General features: G+C 71.0%; 12 protein-coding genes and 3 pseudogenes. 10 read left to right on the top strand and 5 right to left on the bottom strand.

The window, feature by feature from the left end:
• Positions 1-61: 61 nt before the first annotated feature.
• The 5 genes and pseudogenes from msrA to ettA all read left to right on the top strand — a co-directional run bounded on the left by msrA (position 62) and on the right by ettA (position 4,075).
• Complete coding sequence (msrA, locus tag QQK26_RS09010) at positions 62-589, top strand: peptide-methionine (S)-S-oxide reductase MsrA (protein ID WP_284231906.1); 528 nt, start codon at positions 62-64, stop codon at positions 587-589.
• 152 nt (positions 590-741) lie between these two features.
• Positions 742-987: a methyltransferase gene (locus tag QQK26_RS09005; RefSeq protein ID WP_284231905.1), complete on the top strand. Its 246-nt coding sequence runs from the start codon at positions 742-744 to the stop codon at positions 985-987.
• A gap of 271 nt (positions 988-1,258) precedes the next feature.
• On the top strand, positions 1,259-1,729 hold the full coding sequence (gene ssb, locus QQK26_RS09000) for a single-stranded DNA-binding protein (protein ID WP_284231904.1): 471 nt from the start codon (positions 1,259-1,261) through the stop codon (positions 1,727-1,729).
• Between the two features lie 120 nt (positions 1,730-1,849).
• The gene (locus tag QQK26_RS08995; protein WP_284231903.1) at positions 1,850-2,323 is read left to right on the top strand and encodes a DUF6993 domain-containing protein; all 474 of its coding nucleotides are present in this window, start codon (positions 1,850-1,852) and stop codon (positions 2,321-2,323) included.
• A 68-nt stretch (positions 2,324-2,391) separates the two neighbouring features.
• Positions 2,392-4,075: pseudogene (gene ettA / locus QQK26_RS08990) on the top strand (energy-dependent translational throttle protein EttA).
• 139 nt (positions 4,076-4,214) lie between these two features.
• Here ettA and QQK26_RS08985 read toward each other — a convergent pair.
• The 4 genes from QQK26_RS08985 to QQK26_RS08970 all read right to left on the bottom strand — a co-directional run bounded on the left by QQK26_RS08985 (position 4,215) and on the right by QQK26_RS08970 (position 7,029).
• Complete coding sequence (locus tag QQK26_RS08985; protein ID WP_284231902.1) at positions 4,215-5,030, bottom strand: response regulator transcription factor; 816 nt, start codon at positions 5,028-5,030, stop codon at positions 4,215-4,217.
• Positions 5,031-5,138: 108 nt separating this feature from the next.
• Positions 5,139-5,363 (bottom strand): helix-turn-helix domain-containing protein, encoded by a 225-nt coding sequence (locus QQK26_RS08980; RefSeq protein ID WP_284231901.1) that lies wholly within the window; start codon positions 5,361-5,363, stop codon positions 5,139-5,141.
• The gene (locus QQK26_RS08975; protein ID WP_284231900.1) at positions 5,363-5,992 is read right to left on the bottom strand and encodes a hypothetical protein; all 630 of its coding nucleotides are present in this window, start codon (positions 5,990-5,992) and stop codon (positions 5,363-5,365) included. The genes QQK26_RS08980 and QQK26_RS08975 overlap by 1 nt, the downstream gene beginning before the upstream one ends.
• A gap of 74 nt (positions 5,993-6,066) precedes the next feature.
• Positions 6,067-7,029 (bottom strand): pirin family protein, encoded by a 963-nt coding sequence (locus tag QQK26_RS08970; RefSeq protein WP_284231899.1) that lies wholly within the window; start codon positions 7,027-7,029, stop codon positions 6,067-6,069.
• A gap of 170 nt (positions 7,030-7,199) precedes the next feature.
• Between QQK26_RS08970 and QQK26_RS08965 the strand changes: the two are divergent.
• The 5 genes and pseudogenes from QQK26_RS08965 to QQK26_RS08945 all read left to right on the top strand — a co-directional run bounded on the left by QQK26_RS08965 (position 7,200) and on the right by QQK26_RS08945 (position 17,513).
• Positions 7,200-9,688 (top strand): annotated as a pseudogene (locus QQK26_RS08965) (ATP-dependent Clp protease ATP-binding subunit).
• A 98-nt stretch (positions 9,689-9,786) separates the two neighbouring features.
• Positions 9,787-11,247: an MFS transporter gene (locus tag QQK26_RS08960; RefSeq protein WP_284231898.1), complete on the top strand. Its 1,461-nt coding sequence runs from the start codon at positions 9,787-9,789 to the stop codon at positions 11,245-11,247.
• Positions 11,248-11,256: 9 nt separating this feature from the next.
• Positions 11,257-11,760, top strand: a complete 504-nt coding sequence (locus tag QQK26_RS08955) for an amino-acid N-acetyltransferase (RefSeq protein WP_284231897.1) — start codon at positions 11,257-11,259, stop codon at positions 11,758-11,760.
• A 122-nt stretch (positions 11,761-11,882) separates the two neighbouring features.
• Positions 11,883-16,481: an ExeM/NucH family extracellular endonuclease gene (locus tag QQK26_RS08950; RefSeq protein ID WP_284231896.1), complete on the top strand. Its 4,599-nt coding sequence runs from the start codon at positions 11,883-11,885 to the stop codon at positions 16,479-16,481.
• 396 nt (positions 16,482-16,877) lie between these two features.
• A complete protein-coding gene (locus tag QQK26_RS08945; RefSeq protein WP_284231895.1) occupies positions 16,878-17,513 on the top strand; it encodes a hypothetical protein in 636 nt (211 codons plus the stop codon).
• A gap of 7 nt (positions 17,514-17,520) precedes the next feature.
• Here QQK26_RS08945 and radA read toward each other — a convergent pair.
• Positions 17,521-18,868, bottom strand: a pseudogene (gene radA, locus QQK26_RS08940) (DNA repair protein RadA).
• Positions 18,869-18,902 lie beyond the last annotated feature (34 nt).

Raw genomic sequence — 18,902 nt, 5'->3', positions numbered from 1 at the left:
CAGGCCCGTCGGCGCGCGAGCGTCGCGACCGCCCCATCCGTTCCGACCGAGAGGATCGATCATGACCACCTTCGTGCTGGCCGGCGGCTGCTTCTGGTGCCTGGACGCGGTCTACCGCGTGCTCGACGGCGTCTCCGACGTGGTGTCCGGGTACACGGGCGGCGCGGTGCCGAACCCGAGCTACGAGCACGTCTGCACCGGCACCACCGGGCACGCCGAGGTCGTGGCCGTGGAGTTCGACGAGGCGGTGATCCCCGCCGAGGTGGTGCTCGACGTGTTCTTCACGCTGCACGACCCGCGGCAGCTGAACCGCCAGGGCAACGACGTCGGCACGCAGTACCGCTCGGCCATGTTCTTCGACGGCGAGGAGCAGCGCGAGCTCTTCGAGGCCGCGCGAGCCCGCGCCGACGAGTACTGGGAGGGCGGCATCGTCACCACGATCGAGCCGCTCGGCGAGTTCTACGCGGCCGAGGACTACCACCAGGACTTCTTCGCCAAGAACCCCGGTCAGGGCTACTGCATGGCCGTGGCGCTGCCCAAGGTGAACAAGATCCGCAAGGGTTACGCGCAGTACATCAAAGCCGTCTGACCGGCCTCGCGGCCACGAGCTTGGGGTTGTCTCGGAGCTCGGGGCCGCGGGCCCGCTCGCGCGTACGCTGCACCTGCAGTCACCCGGGGAGCGTCGCATCATCGACGCCCGAGACCGCACGCGACGAGGCGAGCGGAGGGAAGGAGCGCGACATGAGCGCAATGCAGGAGACCAACACCGAACGCGCCGGCGAGAACGCCGGCGACCACGGCCTCTGGGTCGCCTTCGGGCCGGTCGGAGCCGTCGGCACGATCCGGCGAGACGGGGATGCGTACGCGGTCGCGCTGCTCGACGACGCGGAGGCTCGCGGCAGCTACCCGAGTCTCGAGGTCGCCAAGGCGGCGCTGCAGACCGCGCTGGGGCCGGGTGCCGAGCGCCCGGAGTTCCGCGCCCACTGACCCATCGACCCCGCGCGGCAGCGCGGATGGCCGGCACCGAGTGGCGCCGGCGTCCCCCGACCGGCGAGGAGCAACGGCCACGACGCCGTCGTCTCCGTCGGCTCCGCGGAACACCGCGGGGACGACGTCGAGCGCTCCTCCCACCGGTCGCATCGTCGGAGTCATCCCACAGGACGGCACCGACGCCCGCGAGCGGTCCGCCGTGCGTCCGACACTGGGCGCACGGCGGCCGCGCCAACGGGGAGCGGCCCGTAACGCAGGGAGCAGCAGCATGACCGACAGCATCACGATCTCCGGCTTCGTGGCCACGACGCCGCGGCACGTCATCACCGAGGCCGGCCTCAAGATCACCAGCTTCAGGCTCGCGTCGAACCAGCGCCGCTTCGATCGGCAGAAGAACCAGTGGGTCGACGGCGAGACGAACTGGTACACCGTCTCCACCTTCCGCCAGCTCGCCGAGAACACCGCCACCTCGGTGAAGAAGGGCGAGCGGGTGATCGTGACCGGGCGCGTCCGGATCCGCGACTGGACGGGCGATGAGAAGAGCGGCACCTCGATCGAGGTCGAGGCGGACGCGCTGGGCCACGACCTGACCTGGGGCGTCTCGATCTTCGCGCGCCGCATCATCGAGCGCGAGACCCGACCTGCGGACGCCCAGGCCCCGGAGCAGGAGGAGCCCGCCGCGGAGGAGCAGGGCGGTGACGCCGAGCAGCAGCCGCTCGCGGCGGCCGTGCCCTTCTGAACCGGTAGCGCCGCGGCGGGCCGCGCCGCCGCGGCGCAGGCCGCCGATCCGTCCGCGTAGACTCGACGATCGACGGGGAGGCACCCCGGTGCGGCGTCCGCGTCGCTGGACGGGGGAGAGATGACCTCGAGGTCGCGCGCAGCTCTGGTCGCGCTCGGAACGGCGGCGCTGATCGCGCTCGCCGGCTGCACCGCGCCCGAGCCGGAACCCACCGTCAGCAGCGCCCCGGCGGAGACGCCATCGGCGAGCCCGACACCGACGGAGCCGGCGCTGGTCCCGGACGGCGACGCCGCGGCGAACCAGCCCTACTTCGACCTCGTGGTCGGTCGCGTGCTGGCCGCGGACGGCAACGCCGGCGGTCGGGCCTTCATCGATGCCCTGACCGACGCCGGCTTCGACAAGGGCGCCATGCAGGTGACGCCGGATGCCACCGCCATCGGCCTCGACGCGGACTCGGTGCAGTTCTCGGTGCGCATCGGCGAGGGGTGCATCATCGGCCAGCGCGGCGGCGGTGCCACCGGGCAGAGCATCGTCACCCCGGTCCTCGCGACCGGCTCGTGCCTGGTCGGCACCACGCGCGCGATCGACTGGTGAGCATCCGCCCCGGTCCGTCACGAACGGACCGGGTGCATCCGCTGTCCGCGCCGTAGACTGGTCGCGACATGGCTGAATACATTTACTCGATGGTCCGCGCCCGCAAGAAGGTGGGCGACAAGGTCATCCTCGATGACGTGACGATGTCCTTCCTCCCGGGCGCCAAGATCGGCGTCGTCGGCCCGAACGGCGCCGGCAAGTCCACGATCCTCAAGATCATGGCCGGGCTCGACACCCTCCAACGGCGAAGCCCGGCTGAGCCCCGGCTACACCGTCGGCATCCTCATGCAGGAGCCCGAGCTCGACGAGTCGAAGACCGTGCTCGAGAACGTGCAGGAGGGCGTCGGCGAGATCAAGGCGAAGATCGACCGCTTCAACGAGGTCAGCGCGGCGATGGCCGACCCGAACGCCGACTTCGATGCGCTCATGGCCGAGATGGGAACGCTGCAGGAGGAGATCGACGCGGCCGACGCGTGGGACCTCGACTCGCAGCTCGAGCAGGCCATGGCGGCGCTGCGCACCCCGCCGGGCGACTGGCCCGTCACCAAGCTGTCGGGCGGTGAGAAGCGCCGCGTGGCGCTGACCAAGCTGCTGCTGCAGCAGCCCGACCTGCTGCTGCTCGACGAGCCCACCAACCACCTCGACGCCGAGAGCGTGCTCTGGCTCGAGCAGTTCCTCGCGAAGTACCCCGGCGCCGTGCTCGCCGTCACCCACGACCGGTACTTCCTCGACAATGTCGCGGAGTGGATCGCCGAGGTCGACCGCGGCAAGCTCTACCCCTACGAGGGCAACTACTCGACCTACCTCGAGAAGAAGCGCGCGCGCCTCGAGGTGCAGGGCAAGAAGGACGCCAAGCTCGCCAAGCGCCTGAGCGAGGAGCTCGACTGGGTGCGCTCCAACTCGAAGGGCCGCCAGGCCAAGTCGAAGGCGCGCCTGGCGCGCTACGAGGAGATGGCGGCGCAGGCGGAGCAGACCCGCAAGCTCGACTTCGAGGAGATCACGATCCCGCCGGGGCCGCGTCTTGGCGCCCAGGTGCTCGAGGCGTCGAAGCTGCAGAAGAAGTTCGGCGAGCGCGTCATCATCGACGGCCTCAGCTTCACGCTGCCCCGCAACGGCATCGTCGGCGTGATCGGCCCCAACGGCGTCGGCAAGACCACGCTCTTCAAGACGATCGTCGGCTTCGAGCCGCTCGACGGCGGCGACCTGAAGATCGGTGAGACGGTGGACATCTCCTACGTCGACCAGAGCCGCGGCGGCATCGACCCGAACAAGACGCTGTGGGAGGTCGTCTCGGACGGCCTGGACTACATCCAGGTCGGCAAGACCGAGATACCCTCGCGCGCCTACGTCAGCCAGTTCGGCTTCAAGGGTCCGGACCAGCAGAAGAAGGCGGGTGTGCTCTCCGGCGGCGAGCGCAACCGTCTGAACCTCGCGCTGACGCTCAAGCAGGGCGGCAACCTCCTGCTGCTCGACGAACCGACCAACGACCTGGACGTCGAGACGCTCGGCTCGCTCGAGAACGCGCTGCTCGAGTTCCCCGGCTGCGCGGTCGTCGTGACCCACGACCGGTGGTTCCTCGACCGCATCGCCACGCACATCCTCGCCTGGGAGGGCGTCGACGAGGACGGCGTGCCGAACTGGTACTGGTTCGAGGGCAACTTCGAGGCGTACGAGCAGAACAAGGGCGAGCGCCTCGGGCCGGAGGCGCTCAAGCCCGCCAGCTCGACGTACCGCAAGCTCACGCGCGACTGACCACCGCGCAGCAGGGCCCGGCCGATCGGCCGGGCCCTGCTGCGTGCTGCGCGTCCGCATCCGCATCCGCTCGCCATGCGAGCGAACGCAGCAGGCCCCGACCGCGATGGTCGGGGCCTGCCGGCGGAGCGGATGCGCGCTACTGGATGGAGGGCACGTTCCAGCGGGCGGGTGCGAGCCGGTAGCCGACGCCGCGGACGGTCTCGATCCACTGCGGCGTGCGGGGGTTGTCGTCGAGCTTGCGGCGCAGGTTGCCCAGGTGCACCTCGACGGCGCGCTCCTCGGCCTCGTCGACGCGGCCGGTGACGGAGTACTCGTCCGCGTGGAGCTCGGCGACGAGGTCGGCCTTGGAGCGCACACGACGGCCGCTCGCGAGGAGCGAGGCGAGCAGGTCGAACTCGGTACGGGTGAGCTGCAGCTCCACACCGCCCAGGCTGACTTCGCGCGTCTCGACGGCGAGGGTCAGCCCGTTGTGCGTGTAGACCGTGCCCTCATCGGCCGTGAAGCCGCGGCCGCTCGGCGCGGCGGCCGGCGCGGCAGCCGCAGGGGCCGGAGCAGTGGGCTCGGCAGCGGCCTCGGCGGCGGCGCGCGGCCGTCGCAGCATCGCCGCCACGCGCGCGCGCAGCTCGCGCGGACGGAACGGCTTGATGAGGTAGTCGTCGGCGCCCGCGTCGAGACCGAGGAGCGTGTCCGCCTCCTCCGATCGAGCCGTGAGCATGACGATGTATGCATCGCTGAACTGACGGACGCGGCGCGTGACCTCGAGCCCGTCGATGTCGGGTAGGCCGACGTCGAGCGTGATGACCTCGGGGGAGTGCTCGCGGACGAGCTCCACTCCGGTCAACCCGTCGCCGGCGGCGTGGACGGTGAAGCCCGACTGCACGAGCACGAGCTCGATGAGCTCGCGGATGTCGGCGTCGTCCTCGATCACGACCGCGGTGCGGCTCTCGGTCATTAGGGCCTTCCCATGGACAGCATGATGGTTAATCTCGGCAAGATTACCGGCTCGGTCAGCGAAAGCTCACCCCCGTCTTCGGAGGGTCGTCGAACCGGCGGCTGCCGGTCACCGCTCGGCGCGCACCAGGAGCTCGCCGATCGCGCAGTCGAGCGCCTCGCAGATGGCGATCAGCGTGCTGAAGCGGATCGCTTTGGCGCGGTCGTTCTTGAGCACCGACAGGTTCACCAGGCTGACGCCGACCTCCTCGCTCAGCCGCGTGAGCGTCATCCCGCGCTCGGCGAGCAGCTCGTCCAGGCGGCAGTGCACACCGGTGAGCTCGGCATCGCCCATCAGACGAGGCCCTCGGTGTCCTGCTGCAGGCGGCGGCCGCGCTCGAAGGCGATGGCGATGAGCAGCGTGGCCAGGCCGAAGCCGAGCGGTGCCGGGTCGAAGGCCATGACGAGCGGGAAGAACGGGTCGGCCTCGGGTGAGACGTCGCCGAGCAGCTCCTCGATCGCGACCCACGCTCCGAAGCCTCCGAGCCCCTGGCTGAGCAGGCCGCCGATGAGCAGCGATGCGCCCGCGGTCGCGAGGGCGTTGGCGACGGAGGCGGCGAAGGGCCGGCCGCGCAGCAGCTTCCAGGCGAGCCAGGCGACCGACCAGGCGACGGCGGCGGTCGTGAGCAGTTCGAAGGCGCGCGCGATGGTGAGGAGGGTCACCACGCCCGCTGACAGACCGCTCGCGGTGACCGCGGCCGAGTCGTACGCGCCCTCGATCAGCGTCGCGGTGCCGCCGCCGACGCCCCCGGGCAGCGCGTGGTCGACCTCGAGGCGCAATGGCACCGCATCGGCGACCGCGTCGACGATCAGCTGGGTGCCGCCGAGCAGCACGGCGGCCGCTCCGACGAGCAGCGCCCCGGTGCCCACGGCGTAGAGGATGCCCCGTTCGGTCGTGCGCTCGAAGGTCGATGTGTCGCTCATGTCCTTGCCCCTTATCGATGATCGTTGTTCACGATGGTCGTTAACATAACGATGCTCGATAAGGCGCGCAAGGGTCACTCCCGCGGGCGGAGGCGCACGCCCGGCAGCGTCGGCGCCGGCAGCGGTGCGGCCGGGTCGTCGATGACGCCGAACCGCTGCGAGGGCCCGTCCGCGATGCGCCGCTGCCACTCGGCGCGGTAGCGCTCGATCTCGTCGTGGCTGCGGCCCACGAAGTTCCACCACATGACGATCCGCTCGCCGAGCGGCTCGCCGCCGAGCAGCACGGCGCGCAGCGGCTCATCGCCGGCGGTCACCGTGATCGTCGAGCACCCCGGCGCCAGGTAGGCGAGCTCGCCCGCCGCGACCGCGTGGCCCTGCAGGGTCGCCGCGCCGGCGTCGACGAGCAGGCCGTACTCGAACGCGGCCGACGCGGTCAGCGCGACCGAGCCGCCGGCGGGCAGGTCGAGCTGCGCGCCGAGCAGCGGGGTCAGGGTCGTGACGGGCGAGGCGGTGCCGTCGAGCGAGCCCGCGAAGACCTGCAGGCTGGCGTCGTCGACGACGAGCGGATGCGCATCCGCGTGCTCGAAGAACGGGGCGTCGTGCCGGTGCGCGTCCGGCAGCGCGGTCCAGAGCTGCACACCGTGCAGACCCCGCGCATCCGTCTGCGACCGCTCGGAGTGCTGGATGCCGCTGCCCGCCGTCATCAGGTTCACCTGCCCGGGGCGGATCGTCGCCAGCGAGCCGACCGAGTCGCGGTGCTCGACCGTGCCGGCGAAGAGCCAGGTGACGGTCTGCAGACCGGTGTGCGGGTGCGGCGGCACGTCCATGACGCGGTCGGAGCGGGACGGCGTGGGTCCGTAGTGGTCCACGAAGCACCAGGCGCCGATGAGGCTGCGGCGGCGCTGCGGGAGCGTGCGGCGCACCGCGAGCGCGCGCGGGCCGCCGAGGGGCACCTCGCGGGGCTCGAGGATCTGCACTTCCGGCCCGTCCGCGCGCTCCAGCAGCACCTCGTCGGGGTCGCGCTCAAGGTTGCTCATGGTCGGGATGCTAACCGCCCGCATCCGCTGCTCCCGGCGCCGTCCCGCCGTGAGCGAACAGGGGCAGTCAGGCGCCCCGGGCGTCGTTACGCTCTTCGTACGCGGACCGCAGCCACGGTCCATGCCGCGAGACGCGCATCCACCCGCATCGGATGCCCAGGGAGTCAGCAATGTTCGAGAGATTCACCGACCGTGCCCGTCGGGTCGTCGTCTTGGCCCAAGAAGAGGCCAAGATGCTCAACCACAACTACATCGGCACCGAGCACATCCTCCTCGGCCTCATCCACGAGGGCGAGGGCGTCGCCGCGAAGGCGCTCGAGTCGCTGGGCATCTCGCTCGACTCCGTGCGCGAGCAGGTGCAGGACATCATCGGCCAGGGTCAGCAGCAGCCGACCGGCCACATCCCCTTCACGCCGCGCGCCAAGAAGGTGCTCGAGCTGAGCCTGCGCGAGGCGCTGCAGCTCGGCCACAACTACATCGGCACCGAGCACATCCTACTCGGCCTCATCCGCGAGGGCGAGGGCGTGGCGGCTCAGGTGCTGGTCAAGCTCGGCGCCGACCTCAACAAGGTGCGCCAGCAGGTCATCCAGCTGCTCTCGGGCTACCAGGGCAAGGAGCAGGCCACCGTCGGCGGCAACGAGTCGCCGCAGCAGGCGCAGGGCGGCTCGCAGATCCTCGACCAGTTCGGCCGCAACCTCACGCAGGCCGCGCGCGACGGCAAGCTCGACCCCGTCATCGGCCGGGAGAAGGAGGCGGAGCGGGTCATGCAGATCCTCTCCCGCCGCTCCAAGAACAACCCCGTCCTCATCGGCGAGCCCGGCGTCGGCAAGACCGCCGTCGTCGAGGGCCTCGCCCAGGCGATCGTGCGCGGCGACGTGCCCGAGACGCTGAAGGACAAGCAGCTCTACTCGCTCGACCTCGGCTCGCTCATCGCGGGCAGCCGCTACCGCGGCGACTTCGAGGAGCGCCTGAAGAAGGTGACCAAGGAGATCCGGACCCGCGGGGACATCATCGTCTTCATCGACGAGATCCACTCGCTCGTGGGCGCCGGCGCCGCCGAGGGCGCCATCGACGCGGCCTCGATCCTCAAGCCGCTGCTGGCCCGCGGCGAGCTGCAGACGATCGGCGCGACCACGCTCGACGAGTACCGCAAGCACTTCGAGAAGGACGCCGCGCTCGAGCGCCGCTTCCAGCCGGTGCAGGTGCACGAGCCCTCCATCGCGCACTCGATCAACATCCTCAAGGGACTGCGCGACAAGTACGAGGCCTTCCACAAGGTCTCGATCACCGATGGCGCCATCGTCTCGGCGGCGAACCTCGCCGACCGCTACGTGCAGGACCGCTTCCTGCCCGACAAGGCCATCGACCTGATCGACGAGGCCGGCGCACGCCTGCGCCTGTCGATCCTCTCGGCCCCGCCGGAGCTGCGCGAGTTCGACGAGAAGATCGCCGGCGTGCGCACCGCCAAGGAGTCGGCCATCGAGGAGCAGGACTTCGAGAAGGCCGCGAGCCTGCGCGACGAGGAGAAGAAGCTGCTCGGCGAGCGGCTGCGCCTCGAGAAGCAGTGGCGCTCGGGCGACGTCAAGGCGTCGGGCACCGTCGACGAGGGCGTGATCGCCGAGGTGCTGGCCGCGGCCACGGGCATCCCCGTCTTCAAGCTCACCGAGGAGGAGTCGGCCCGACTCGTCTTCATGGAGAAGGCCCTGCACCAGCGGGTCATCGGCCAGGAGCAGGCCATCGCCGCGCTGGCGAAGACCATCCGCCGCACCCGCGCCGGCCTCAAGGACCCGAAGCGACCCTCGGGCTCGTTCATCTTCGCCGGCCCCACCGGCGTCGGCAAGACCGAGCTCGCCAAGGCGCTCGCCGAGTTCCTCTTCGACGACGAGGGTGCGCTGATCTCGCTCGACATGTCGGAGTACGGCGAGAAGCACACGGTCTCGCGCCTCTTCGGTGCTCCCCCGGATTCGTCGGCTTCGAGGAGGGCGGCCAGCTCACCGAGAAGGTGCGCCGCCGTCCGTTCAGCGTGGTGCTCTTCGACGAGATCGAGAAGGCCCACCCGGACATCTTCAATTCGCTGCTGCAGATCCTGGAGGAGGGACGCCTGACCGACGGTCAGGGCCGCGTCGTCGACTTCAAGAACACGGTGATCATCATGACCACCAACCTCGGTGCGCGCGACATCGCCGGCGGCCCCGTGGGCTTCCAGGTCGAGAACGACTCGGCCGTGAGCTACGACCGCATGCGCGCCAAGGTGAGCGAGGAGCTGAAGAAGCACTTCAAGCCCGAGTTCCTCAACCGCGTCGACGACACGATCGTCTTCCCGCAGCTCAGCCCCGCCGAGCTGCTGCAGATCGTGGACCTGTTCGGCAAGCGCCTCAGCGAGCGCCTGCTCGACCGCGACATGACGATCGAGCTGACGCTGGCCGCCAAGGAGCGCCTCATCCAGGTCGGCCACGACCCGGCGCTCGGCGCCCGACCGCTGCGCCGCGCCATCCAGCAGCAGGTCGAGGACGCGCTCAGCGAGAAGATCCTGCACGGCGAGCTGCACGCCGGCGACCACGTGCACGTCGACTTCATCGACGGCGAGTTCGTGTTCACCACCAGCAAGCAGGAGGGCTGGGTCGAGCCGGAGGCGATCACCGCGGGCGACAACGCCTGACCGCATCCGCTCGTCCGCTCGGAAGGCCGGTCCCCTCGGGGGCCGGCCTTCCGCCGTCCCCGACGCGTGTCGGAGGGCGGGCGTAGAATCGTGGGCGGATGAACGACGCAGCGGATGCCCGGAGCCGGCTCACGAGACGCCCCGGCCCGGGCGCGATCATCGCCGCGCTCGGACTCGCCGGCCTGAGCGCCTCGTTCATGCAGACCCTGGTTGTGCCGATCCAGTCGCGGCTGCCCGAGCTGCTCGGCGAGCCTGCCGAGAACACGGCCTGGGTCGTGACGGTCTCGCTGCTCGCCGGCGCCATCTCGACGCCGATCGCCGGACGCATCGGCGACCTCTACGGCAAGAAGAGCGTGCTGCTCGCGCTGCTGGGGCTGCTCGTCATCGGCTCGCTGGTCTGCGCCCTGGCCGGCTCCCTCACGATGCTGCTCGTCGGTCGCGCCCTGCAGGGACTCTCGCAGGGCGTCGTCGCGCTCGGCATCGCGATCATGCGCGACGTGCTGCCGCCGAAGCGGATGCCCGGCGGCATCGCCTTCATGAGCGCCACGCTCGGGGTCGGCGCCGCCCTCGGCCTGCCGATCAGCGCGCTCGTCAGCGAGGCCTTCGACTGGCACGCGCTCTTCGTGCTCGCCGGCGCACTCGGTGTGCTCAACATCGTGCTGTCGCTGATCGTCGTGCCGCCGAGCACCCTGCGCAGCGAGGGGCGCGTCGACGTGCCGGGCTCGCTGCTCATGGCCGCCGGGCTCGGCGGTGTGCTGCTCGCGGCCACGCAGGGCCCCGTCTGGGGTTGGACCGCACCGGGCACCCTCGGCCTCGGCGTCGGCGGTCTCGCGGTGCTGGTCTTCTGGGGCTGGTTCCAGCTGCGCATCGACAGCCCCATCGTCGACCTCAGGGTCGCAGCGCGGCCGGCCGTGCTGCTGACGAACCTCGCCTCCGTCGGCATGGGCTTCGCGCTCTTCAGCAGCAACATCTCCCTGCCGCAACTGCTCGAGCTGCCGGCCGAGACCGGGGTCGGCCTCGGGCAGAGCATGCTCGTCGCCAGCCTCGTGCTCATGCCCAGCGGGCTGGTGATGATGGCCATCTCGCCGCTGTCGGCCACGCTGCTGCGCGTGATCGGGGGCCGGATCATGCTCGTCACCGGATCGCTGATCATGGCCGTCACCTACCTGCTGGCCACGCTCATCAGCGGCGACGTCTGGGCGGTCGTGCTGCTCTCGGTGCTGATCGGCATCGGCATCGGGCTCGGCTACGCGGCCATGCCCACCCTCATCATGAGCGCGGTGCCGCCGACGGAGACGGCCGCGGCCAATGGGCTCAACGCTCTCATGCGAGCGCTGGGCACGACCGCCGCATCCGCCTCGGTCGGAGCGATGCTCGCCGCGCTCTCGCAGCCGTTCGGCGACGGGCGGGTGCCGACCGAGGAGGGCTTCCAGCTGAGCTTCGTGGCCGGGGCGATCGCGTCGATCGCCAGCGCCGTGCTGGCCCTGTGCATCCCGCGGCGGCGCACCGCCCACGGCGATCGCACCGCGCTGCCCGAGACCGACGGGCCCCGGGACTAGCCTGGAGGCATGCCCGAGTTCTCCGTGCGCCGCGCCCGCACCACCGACGTGCCCGCCGTCATGCGGCTCGTCGAGCCGTTCGTGCAGCGCCGCATCCTGCTCGGCAAGAACGCCGTCGTGTTCTACGAGGCGGTGCAGGAGTTCCGCGTCGTCGAGGACGAGGTGGGCAACCTCATCGGCTGCGGCGCCCTGCACGTGCTCTGGCAGGACCTCGGCGAGGTGCGCACCGTGGCCGTGCACCCGGACTGGATCCATCAGGGCGTCGGGCACGCCATCCTGCGCCGGCTCGAGGAGGACGCCCGCGAGCTCGGCCTGCAGCGCCTGTTCTGCCTCACCTTCGAGACGGGCTTCTTCGGGCGCCAGGGCTACCTGCCGATCGGCGAGCATGTGGTGTCGCCCGAGGTCTACGCGGAGCTCGTGCAGTCATCGGATGAGGGTGTCGCCGAGTTCCTGGACCTCGCGCGCGTGAAGCCCAACACGCTCGGCAACACCCGGATGCTCAAGACGCTCTGACCCTGGCGTGTCACTCGTTGGAGGGGCAGAATTAACCCGACCGTAACGTGGCGGGAATCGGGCGGATGCGCGCTCTCCATAGCGTTTCGGGAGTCCCTGCACAGCATCCGAGAGGCCCTTCCATGCCCAGATCCTTCCGCGTCGGGACGGGGGTGGCGGTCTGCACGGCGGGCGCGCTCCTGTTCGCGCCGCTCATCTCGACGCCGGCGTACGCCGCGCCGTCGACGTCCGTCGTCATCAGCGAGGTGTACGCGAACGGTGGCAGCGATGGCGCGCTGCTCGCGGACAAGTTCGTCGAGCTGAAGAACATCGGGGACGCCTCGGTCTCCCTCGACGGATGGTCGCTGCAGTACCGCGCTCGCGGGGGTACGGGCGTACCCACCGGCAATCTCGCACTGTCCGGGATGATCGCCGCCGACGGCCACTTCCTCGTCCGCGTCGGCTCCAACGGGGGCGCCGGCGCCGAGCTGCCGACGCCGGATCTGGAGAGCGGATCGCTGAACCCCGCCGCCGCAGGTGGGACCTACTTCCTGAGCGACCAGGCCGCGACGCTCCCCGCCACGGGCATCACGGGCGATGTCGCCGGGCACGAGGCGCTCGACGTGGTCGATGTGGTCGGTTTCGGGGAGAGCAACACCTTCGAGACGGCCGCGGGACCGAAGTCCAGCCTCACCGGATCGATCGCCCGCACCAGCGGCGACACGGACAGCAACGCCGCCGACTTCGCGGTCGGTGCGCCGACCCCGACCAACGCTGCGGGCGAGACGCAGGCTCCAGCGCCGGAGCCGGGCGAGCCGGAGCAGCCGGGCGAACCCGAGCAGCCGGAGCAGCCCGACGAGCCGACCGAGCCGGCCGAGCCGGCCGAGCCGGCCGAGCCGAGCATCCGCTCCATCGCCGAGATCCAGGGCACCGGCGCCGAGAGCCCGCTCGTCGGCGACACCGTCACCACCGAGGGCGTCGTCATCGGCTCGTTCCTCGAGGACCGTGACGAGGCCGGCCTCCACATCCAGACCGCCGGCACCGGTGGTGTCGAGGGCGAGGCGTCCCACGCCGTCTTCGTGCAGTGGCCCGAGAACCAGGCGCCCGACGTCGCGCAGCTCGAGGTCGGCGACGCGGTGCGGGTCACCGGAGTCGTGCGCGAGCAGTTCGGCGTCACGAAGGTGCAGCTCGGCGATCCCGCCGCCCAAGTCGAGGACCTCGGCGAGGGTGAGCTGCCCACCGTCACCGAGCTGGCCTGGCCGCTCGGCGATGGGGAGCTCGAGCGCTACGAGTCGATGCTCGTGCAGCCCGTCGGCGCGATGACGGTCACGAACGTCTACAACGCGAACACCTACGGCGAGGTCGCGCTCACGCCGGGCACGGAGCCCATCCTGAATCCGACCACGGCGGGTGCGGTGGACAGCCCGGCGTACGAGGCGCAGCTCGCGCTGCTCGACGAGGTACTGGTCCTCGACGACGCCCGGGGCTTCGACTACCAGGACGACGCCACCGACGTGCCGCTGCCCTACCTCTCCCGGAAGGCGCCTGCCCGTGTCGGCGCCTCGGCGACCGTCACGGAGGGCGCCGTGCTCGGCTACGCCTTCGGCACGTGGCGTTTGCAGCCCTCCGAGGGCACCGAGGTGCCGGTGGCCTTCGATGCGACCCGCGAGTCCGCACCGCGTCCGATCGCCGGCGACGTGAAGATCGGCACGTTCAACGTGCTGAACTACTTCACGAGGACGGCAGCGGATGAAGGCTGCACGAACGTGTACCGCGACCGGGCCGGCAACCCCATCACCGCCCGGGGCTGCGACGTCCGCGGTGCCGCGGATGAGGCCAACCTCGACCGTCAAGCAGCGAAGATCGTCGCCGCCATCCGCGGCCTCGGAGCCGACGTCGTCGCGCTGGAGGAGATCGAGAACAGCGCCAAGTTCGGTGCGGACCGCGATGAGGCCGTCGCCGACCTCGTCCGCCGGCTGAACCTGGCCGAGGGCTCCGAGGCATGGGCGTACGCTGCGTCGCCGCAGGCGCGTCCTGCGATCGATGACGAGGACGTGATCCGCAACGCCTTCATCTACCGCTCCGACGTCGTGGAGACGGTCGGCGAGTCGCTCATGCTGATCGGCGACCCGAACTTCTCGAACGCCCGCGAACCGCTCGCGCAGTGGTTCCGTCCGCTCGACGGCGGCGCCGACCAGGAGTTCCTGGTCGTGAGCAACCACTTCAAGTCGAAGGGCGGCTCGGACGAGGAGACCGCCGGCACCGACAACGAGGACGAGGGCGAGGGCTACTACTCGGGCGACCGCGTTCGGCAGGCCGAGAGCCTGACCGATTGGGTCCGCTCGTTCACCACCGACGACGACCGCGTCTTCCTGGTCGGCGACTTCAACTCCTACGCGATGGAGGCGCCGATCGACGTGATCCGTACGGCGGGCTTCACCGACATCGGCGCGACGACCGGTGAGCACACCTACGCCTTCGACGGTTCCGTCGGTTCGCTCGACTACGTCTTCGCGAACGAGGCTGCTGCCGAGACGGTCGTCGGTGCGGACATCTGGAACATCAACTCGGTCGAGTCGCCGGCGTTCGAGTACAGCCGGTACAACACCAACGTCAGCCAGCTCTACGCGGCGGACGTCTTCCGCTCCAGCGACCACGACCCCGTGCTCGTCGGTCTGAACCTGTCGGACACGACGACCGTGCAAGTGCTCGGCATCAACGACTTCCACGGTCGTCTCGAGGCGAACCCCGGTGGGGGTGTGGCGGGTGCCGCAGTGCTTGCGGGGGCCGTCGACCGGTTCCGCCTCGACAACCGCAACACGCTGTTCGTCTCCGCCGGAGACAACATCGGCGGCTCGACGTTCACCTCGTTCTCGCAGGACGACCAGCCGACCATCGACGCGCTCCGCGCGGCCGGGCTGGACCTGTCGGTCGTCGGCAACCACGAGTTCGACCGCGGCTTCGCCGATCTGCGCGATCGTGTGATCCCTGGCCTCGGAGGCGTCGACTTCGCGCTGGGTGCGAACGTATACGACGAGGCGACGGGCGAACCAGTGCTGGAGGAGTACGCGATCCGCTCCGTCGACGGTGTCGATGTGGCCTTCATCGGCACCGTGACCGAGCAGACCGCATCCGCTGTCAACCCCGCCGGCATCGAGGGGCTCGTCTTCGGCGACCAGGTCGAGGCGGTCAACCGCGTCGCGGGGGAGATCGAGGCGGACGGCCTGGCCGACGTGATCGTGCTCCTCACCCACGAGGGTGCCGGCGCGGCGGACTGCGACGCCATGGTGGCGGCCGGCGACGACTTCGCGGCCATCGTCAACGACGTGACGCCGTCGGTCGATGCCATCATCTCGGCGCACACGCACCAGCAGTACGACTGCTGGATCGCCCCCGAGGGCGGCGTGGAGCGGCCGGTGCTGCAGACCGGCGAGTACGGCGGCGCGCTCGACCGCCTCGAGTTCGACGTCGATCGCACCACGGGCGAGCTGCTCGACGTGCGCGCCGGGATCGTGCCGCTCGTCGACAGGACCGCGAAGCGCGCGCTCTTCCCCGCCGACCGCGAGGTTGCGGCCATCGTGGCCGAGGCGGTCGCAGCGGCCGAGGAGATCGGCGGTCAGGAGATCGGCAGCATCACCGGCGACATCACCCGCGCGAAGTTGCCGAACGGCGACGACGACCGCGGAGCGGAGTCGGCGCTGGGCAACCTGATCGCGGACATTCAGCTGTGGGCGACGAGCGAGAGCCCCGAGTTCGGCGGCAGCGTCGACTCGGACATCGCGATCATGAACCCCGGCGGTGTGCGCGACGACCTGCTGTTCGGCGAGGACGGCACGGTGACCTACCGCGAGGTGGCGAACGTGCAGCCCTTCGCCAACAGCCTGTTCACCATGGACCTGACCGGCGAGCAGCTCGCCCAGGTGCTGGAGGAGCAGTGGCAGCCCGCCGGTGCCAGCCGTCCGTTCCTCAACCTGGGCCTGTCGGCGAACGTGGACTACACGTACGACCCGACGGCCGCCGCGGGCTCCCGCATCGTCTCGGTCTCGGTCGATGGCGAGCAGCTCGGAGCCGACGACGTCGTGCGTGCGACGACGAACTCGTTCCTGGCCTCCGGTGGCGACAACTTCGGCACCCTGGCCGAGGGCACGGCGCGGGCGGACACCGGCATCGTGGATCTCGCGGCCGCGGTCTCCTACTTCGAGGCCGTCGACCCGGTCGAGCCGGCGGCGCTCGGCCGTGGCACGGTCGTGGACGGCACCGAGCCCGGTGGGCCCGGCACCCCGGGCGACCCCGGCGCCGAGCAGCCCGGCACCGCGCTGGCGCCCGCTCCCGCGGCGTCGCTGACGGCGGCGCTCGAGAACCGCATCACGGTCGACGACCGGTCGCTCTCGGCCGGGCAGACGATCCGCATCTTCGTCGGCGAGCAGTACGCGGGCGACTGGGTGCGGGTGTGGCTGTACTCGACGCCGCTGCTCGTGAGCGACGGCTGGGTGCAGGTCGACGCTGCCGGCTACGTGACCATCGAGCTGCCGTCCGATCTGCCGGCGGGTGCGCATCGTCTGGCGGTGCTGGATGCGGACGGGAACGTGATCGGTTGGCAGTCGGTGACCGTGGCAGACGCGGGTACGGCGTCGTTGGCGGACACGGGTGCGCAGGTGGCTCCGGCGCTGGTGTTCGGTGCGCTGATGCTGGCGGCGGGTGCGGTGCTGGTCATCGCGCGTCGTCGGGCGGCGCCGGCGTAACCCGCGGGCTCCGTTCGTCCGGAGGGCGGTCGCACCACGGTGCGGCCGCCCTTCGCGCGCTCCCGGGCGCTCCCGCGTGCTCCCGGGCGCTCCCGGGCTGAGGGAGTACCGGAACGACAAAGGTGCTGTCGCACGACAGCACCTTTGTCGTTCCGGTACTCCGTCGTCGGGTACTCGGGCGGTGCAGCCATGCATCGGCGCCTGGTCGAGAGGCTTTGGGGCGCTTCCGCGACATTGGGGCGTGCGCGTGCATGCCCCAACGTCGCGAAGGCACCCCAAACGTGCATAGCCAGCGCCAGCGCCAGCGACTTGGGCAGGTGAGCTGCGACCCGGGCCCGCGACCCGAACGGGCCCCACCTGCGCCACCCGCATCCGCGCCGCCGGTAGCCTGGCCGCATGTCCGAGCAGCAGTCGAACCGTCCGGTGTCCGCCGCGGTGTACCGCCGTCGCAGGCTGGTGCTGCTCGGCGGGCTCATCGCTGTGGTGCTGGTGATCGTGCTCATCGTGGTGCGGCCCTTCGGCGGCGAGCCGGCCACGGCGCCTGCACCCAGCGCGAGCCCCGAGGCGAGCGCCTCGCAGGAGCAACCCGCCGACGAGCCGGCTCCCGAGCCCAGCGCCTCGGTCGACCCTGCGAGCACGCCATGCCCGGGCACGGCCCTGCAGGTCGCCGCGCTCACCGATGCCCAGAGCTACGGCGAGGGCGTGCTGCCGCAGCTGACCCTGTCGGTGACGAACGTCAGCCAGTCCGCCTGCCTGCTCGACGCGGGCACCGAGAACCAGCAATTCCTCATCACGAGCGGCTCCGAGCAGATCTGGCTGTCGACGGACTGCGACGCCGAGCCGCAGGAGGCCGAGGTCGTGCTCGAGGCGGGTCAGCAGCTCGCCAGCTCGACGCCCCTGGTCTGGAACCGCACCCGCAGCATCGAGGGTGACTGCGAGGGCGGCTCGCTCGTCTCGCCGGGCTTCTACAACCTCGAGGTGACGATCAACGGCGTGACCTCATCCGAGGCCCGCCAGTTCGAGCTGCGCTGACGGCGGGTCAGAAGTCGGGCACCGCCGGGCCCCCGGTCTGCGCGGCGGCGAAGGCCCGCCGCAGCCCCTCGCGGAGGGTGGCCGCCTCGTCGCCGACGATCGTGCTGAAGCCGAGCCGGGCACCCTCGGAGCGCCGGCGGTCGGAGGCGCTCGCCGCGCGCACCTCGCCGGCGAGCGAGATCTCGCCGATGGCGGCAAGATTGCCCGGCAGTGGGGTGTCGCGCGCCGCACTCGCGATGGCGAGCGCGATGGCCAGGTCGGCGCCCGGCTCGGTGAGGGTGATGCCGCCGACCGTGGAGACGTAGACGTCCGCGTCGCCGAGCTTGAGACCGGCGCGCCGCTCGAGCACGGCGAGCAGCATCGCCACGCGCGACCCGTCGACACCGTTCACGACGCGGCGCGGCTGCGGCGAGGAGCTGTTGACGATCAGCGCCTGCACCTCGACGGGCAGCGCACGCCGTCCCTCCACCGTGACGGCCACGCAGGTGCCGCTCACCGGCTGGGTCGAGCGCGAGAGGAAGAGCCCGGTCGGGTCGGCGACCTCCTGGATGCCGTCGCCGGTCATCTCGAAGCAGCCCACCTCCTCCGTCGATCCGAAGCGGTTCTTGAGGCTGCGCACGAAGCGCAGCGCGCTCTGCCGGTCGCCCTCGAAGTGGCAGACGACGTCGACGAGGTGCTCGAGCGTGCGCGGTCCGGCGATCGAGCCGTCCTTGGTGACGTGGCCGACGATGAGCACCGGAAGGTCGCGCTCCTTGGCGACGCGGATGAGCGTGGAGGCCACCTCGCGCACCTGCGAGGTGCCGCCCGCGAGCCCGTCGTTGAGGCTGCTCGAGACGGTCTGCACGCTGTCGACGATGAGCAGGTTCGGCTTCACCGCGTCGACCTGGCCGAGCACGGCGGCGAGATCCGACTCGCTGGCGAGGAAGAGGAGGGTGCAGCGCGTTGGTGCGCTCGGCGCGCAGCCGCACCTGCGACGCGCTCTCCTCGGCGCTGACGTAGAGCACGCGGGCGCCCTGCGCCGCGATGCGCGAGGCGACCTCGAGCAGCAGCGTCGACTTGCCCACGCCCGGCTCGCCGCTGAGCAGGATGGCCGCGCCCGGCACGACGCCACCGCCGAGCACCCGGTCGAACTCGCCGATGCCGGTGGGGCGGTAGACCGCGCTGGTGGTGCTCACCTCGGTGATGGGCTGCGCCTGCCGGCCGTCCTTGGGCACGATCGCGTTCACGCGCTTGCCGGTGGGTGCATCCGCTTCTTCGACGGTGCCCCACGACTGGCACTCGCCGCAGCGGCCGACCCACTTGAGACTGGTCCACCCGCACTCGGTGCAGCGGAAGTTCGCGGTCGCCTTGGCCATGCAGCCAGCGTAGGGGCGACCACCGACGCGGTAC

This window comes from Arenivirga flava (assembly GCF_030161575.1).
Taxonomy (GTDB): domain Bacteria; phylum Actinomycetota; class Actinomycetes; order Actinomycetales; family Microbacteriaceae; genus Arenivirga; species Arenivirga flava.
This window is presented reverse-complemented; position numbering and strand designations above follow the sequence as displayed.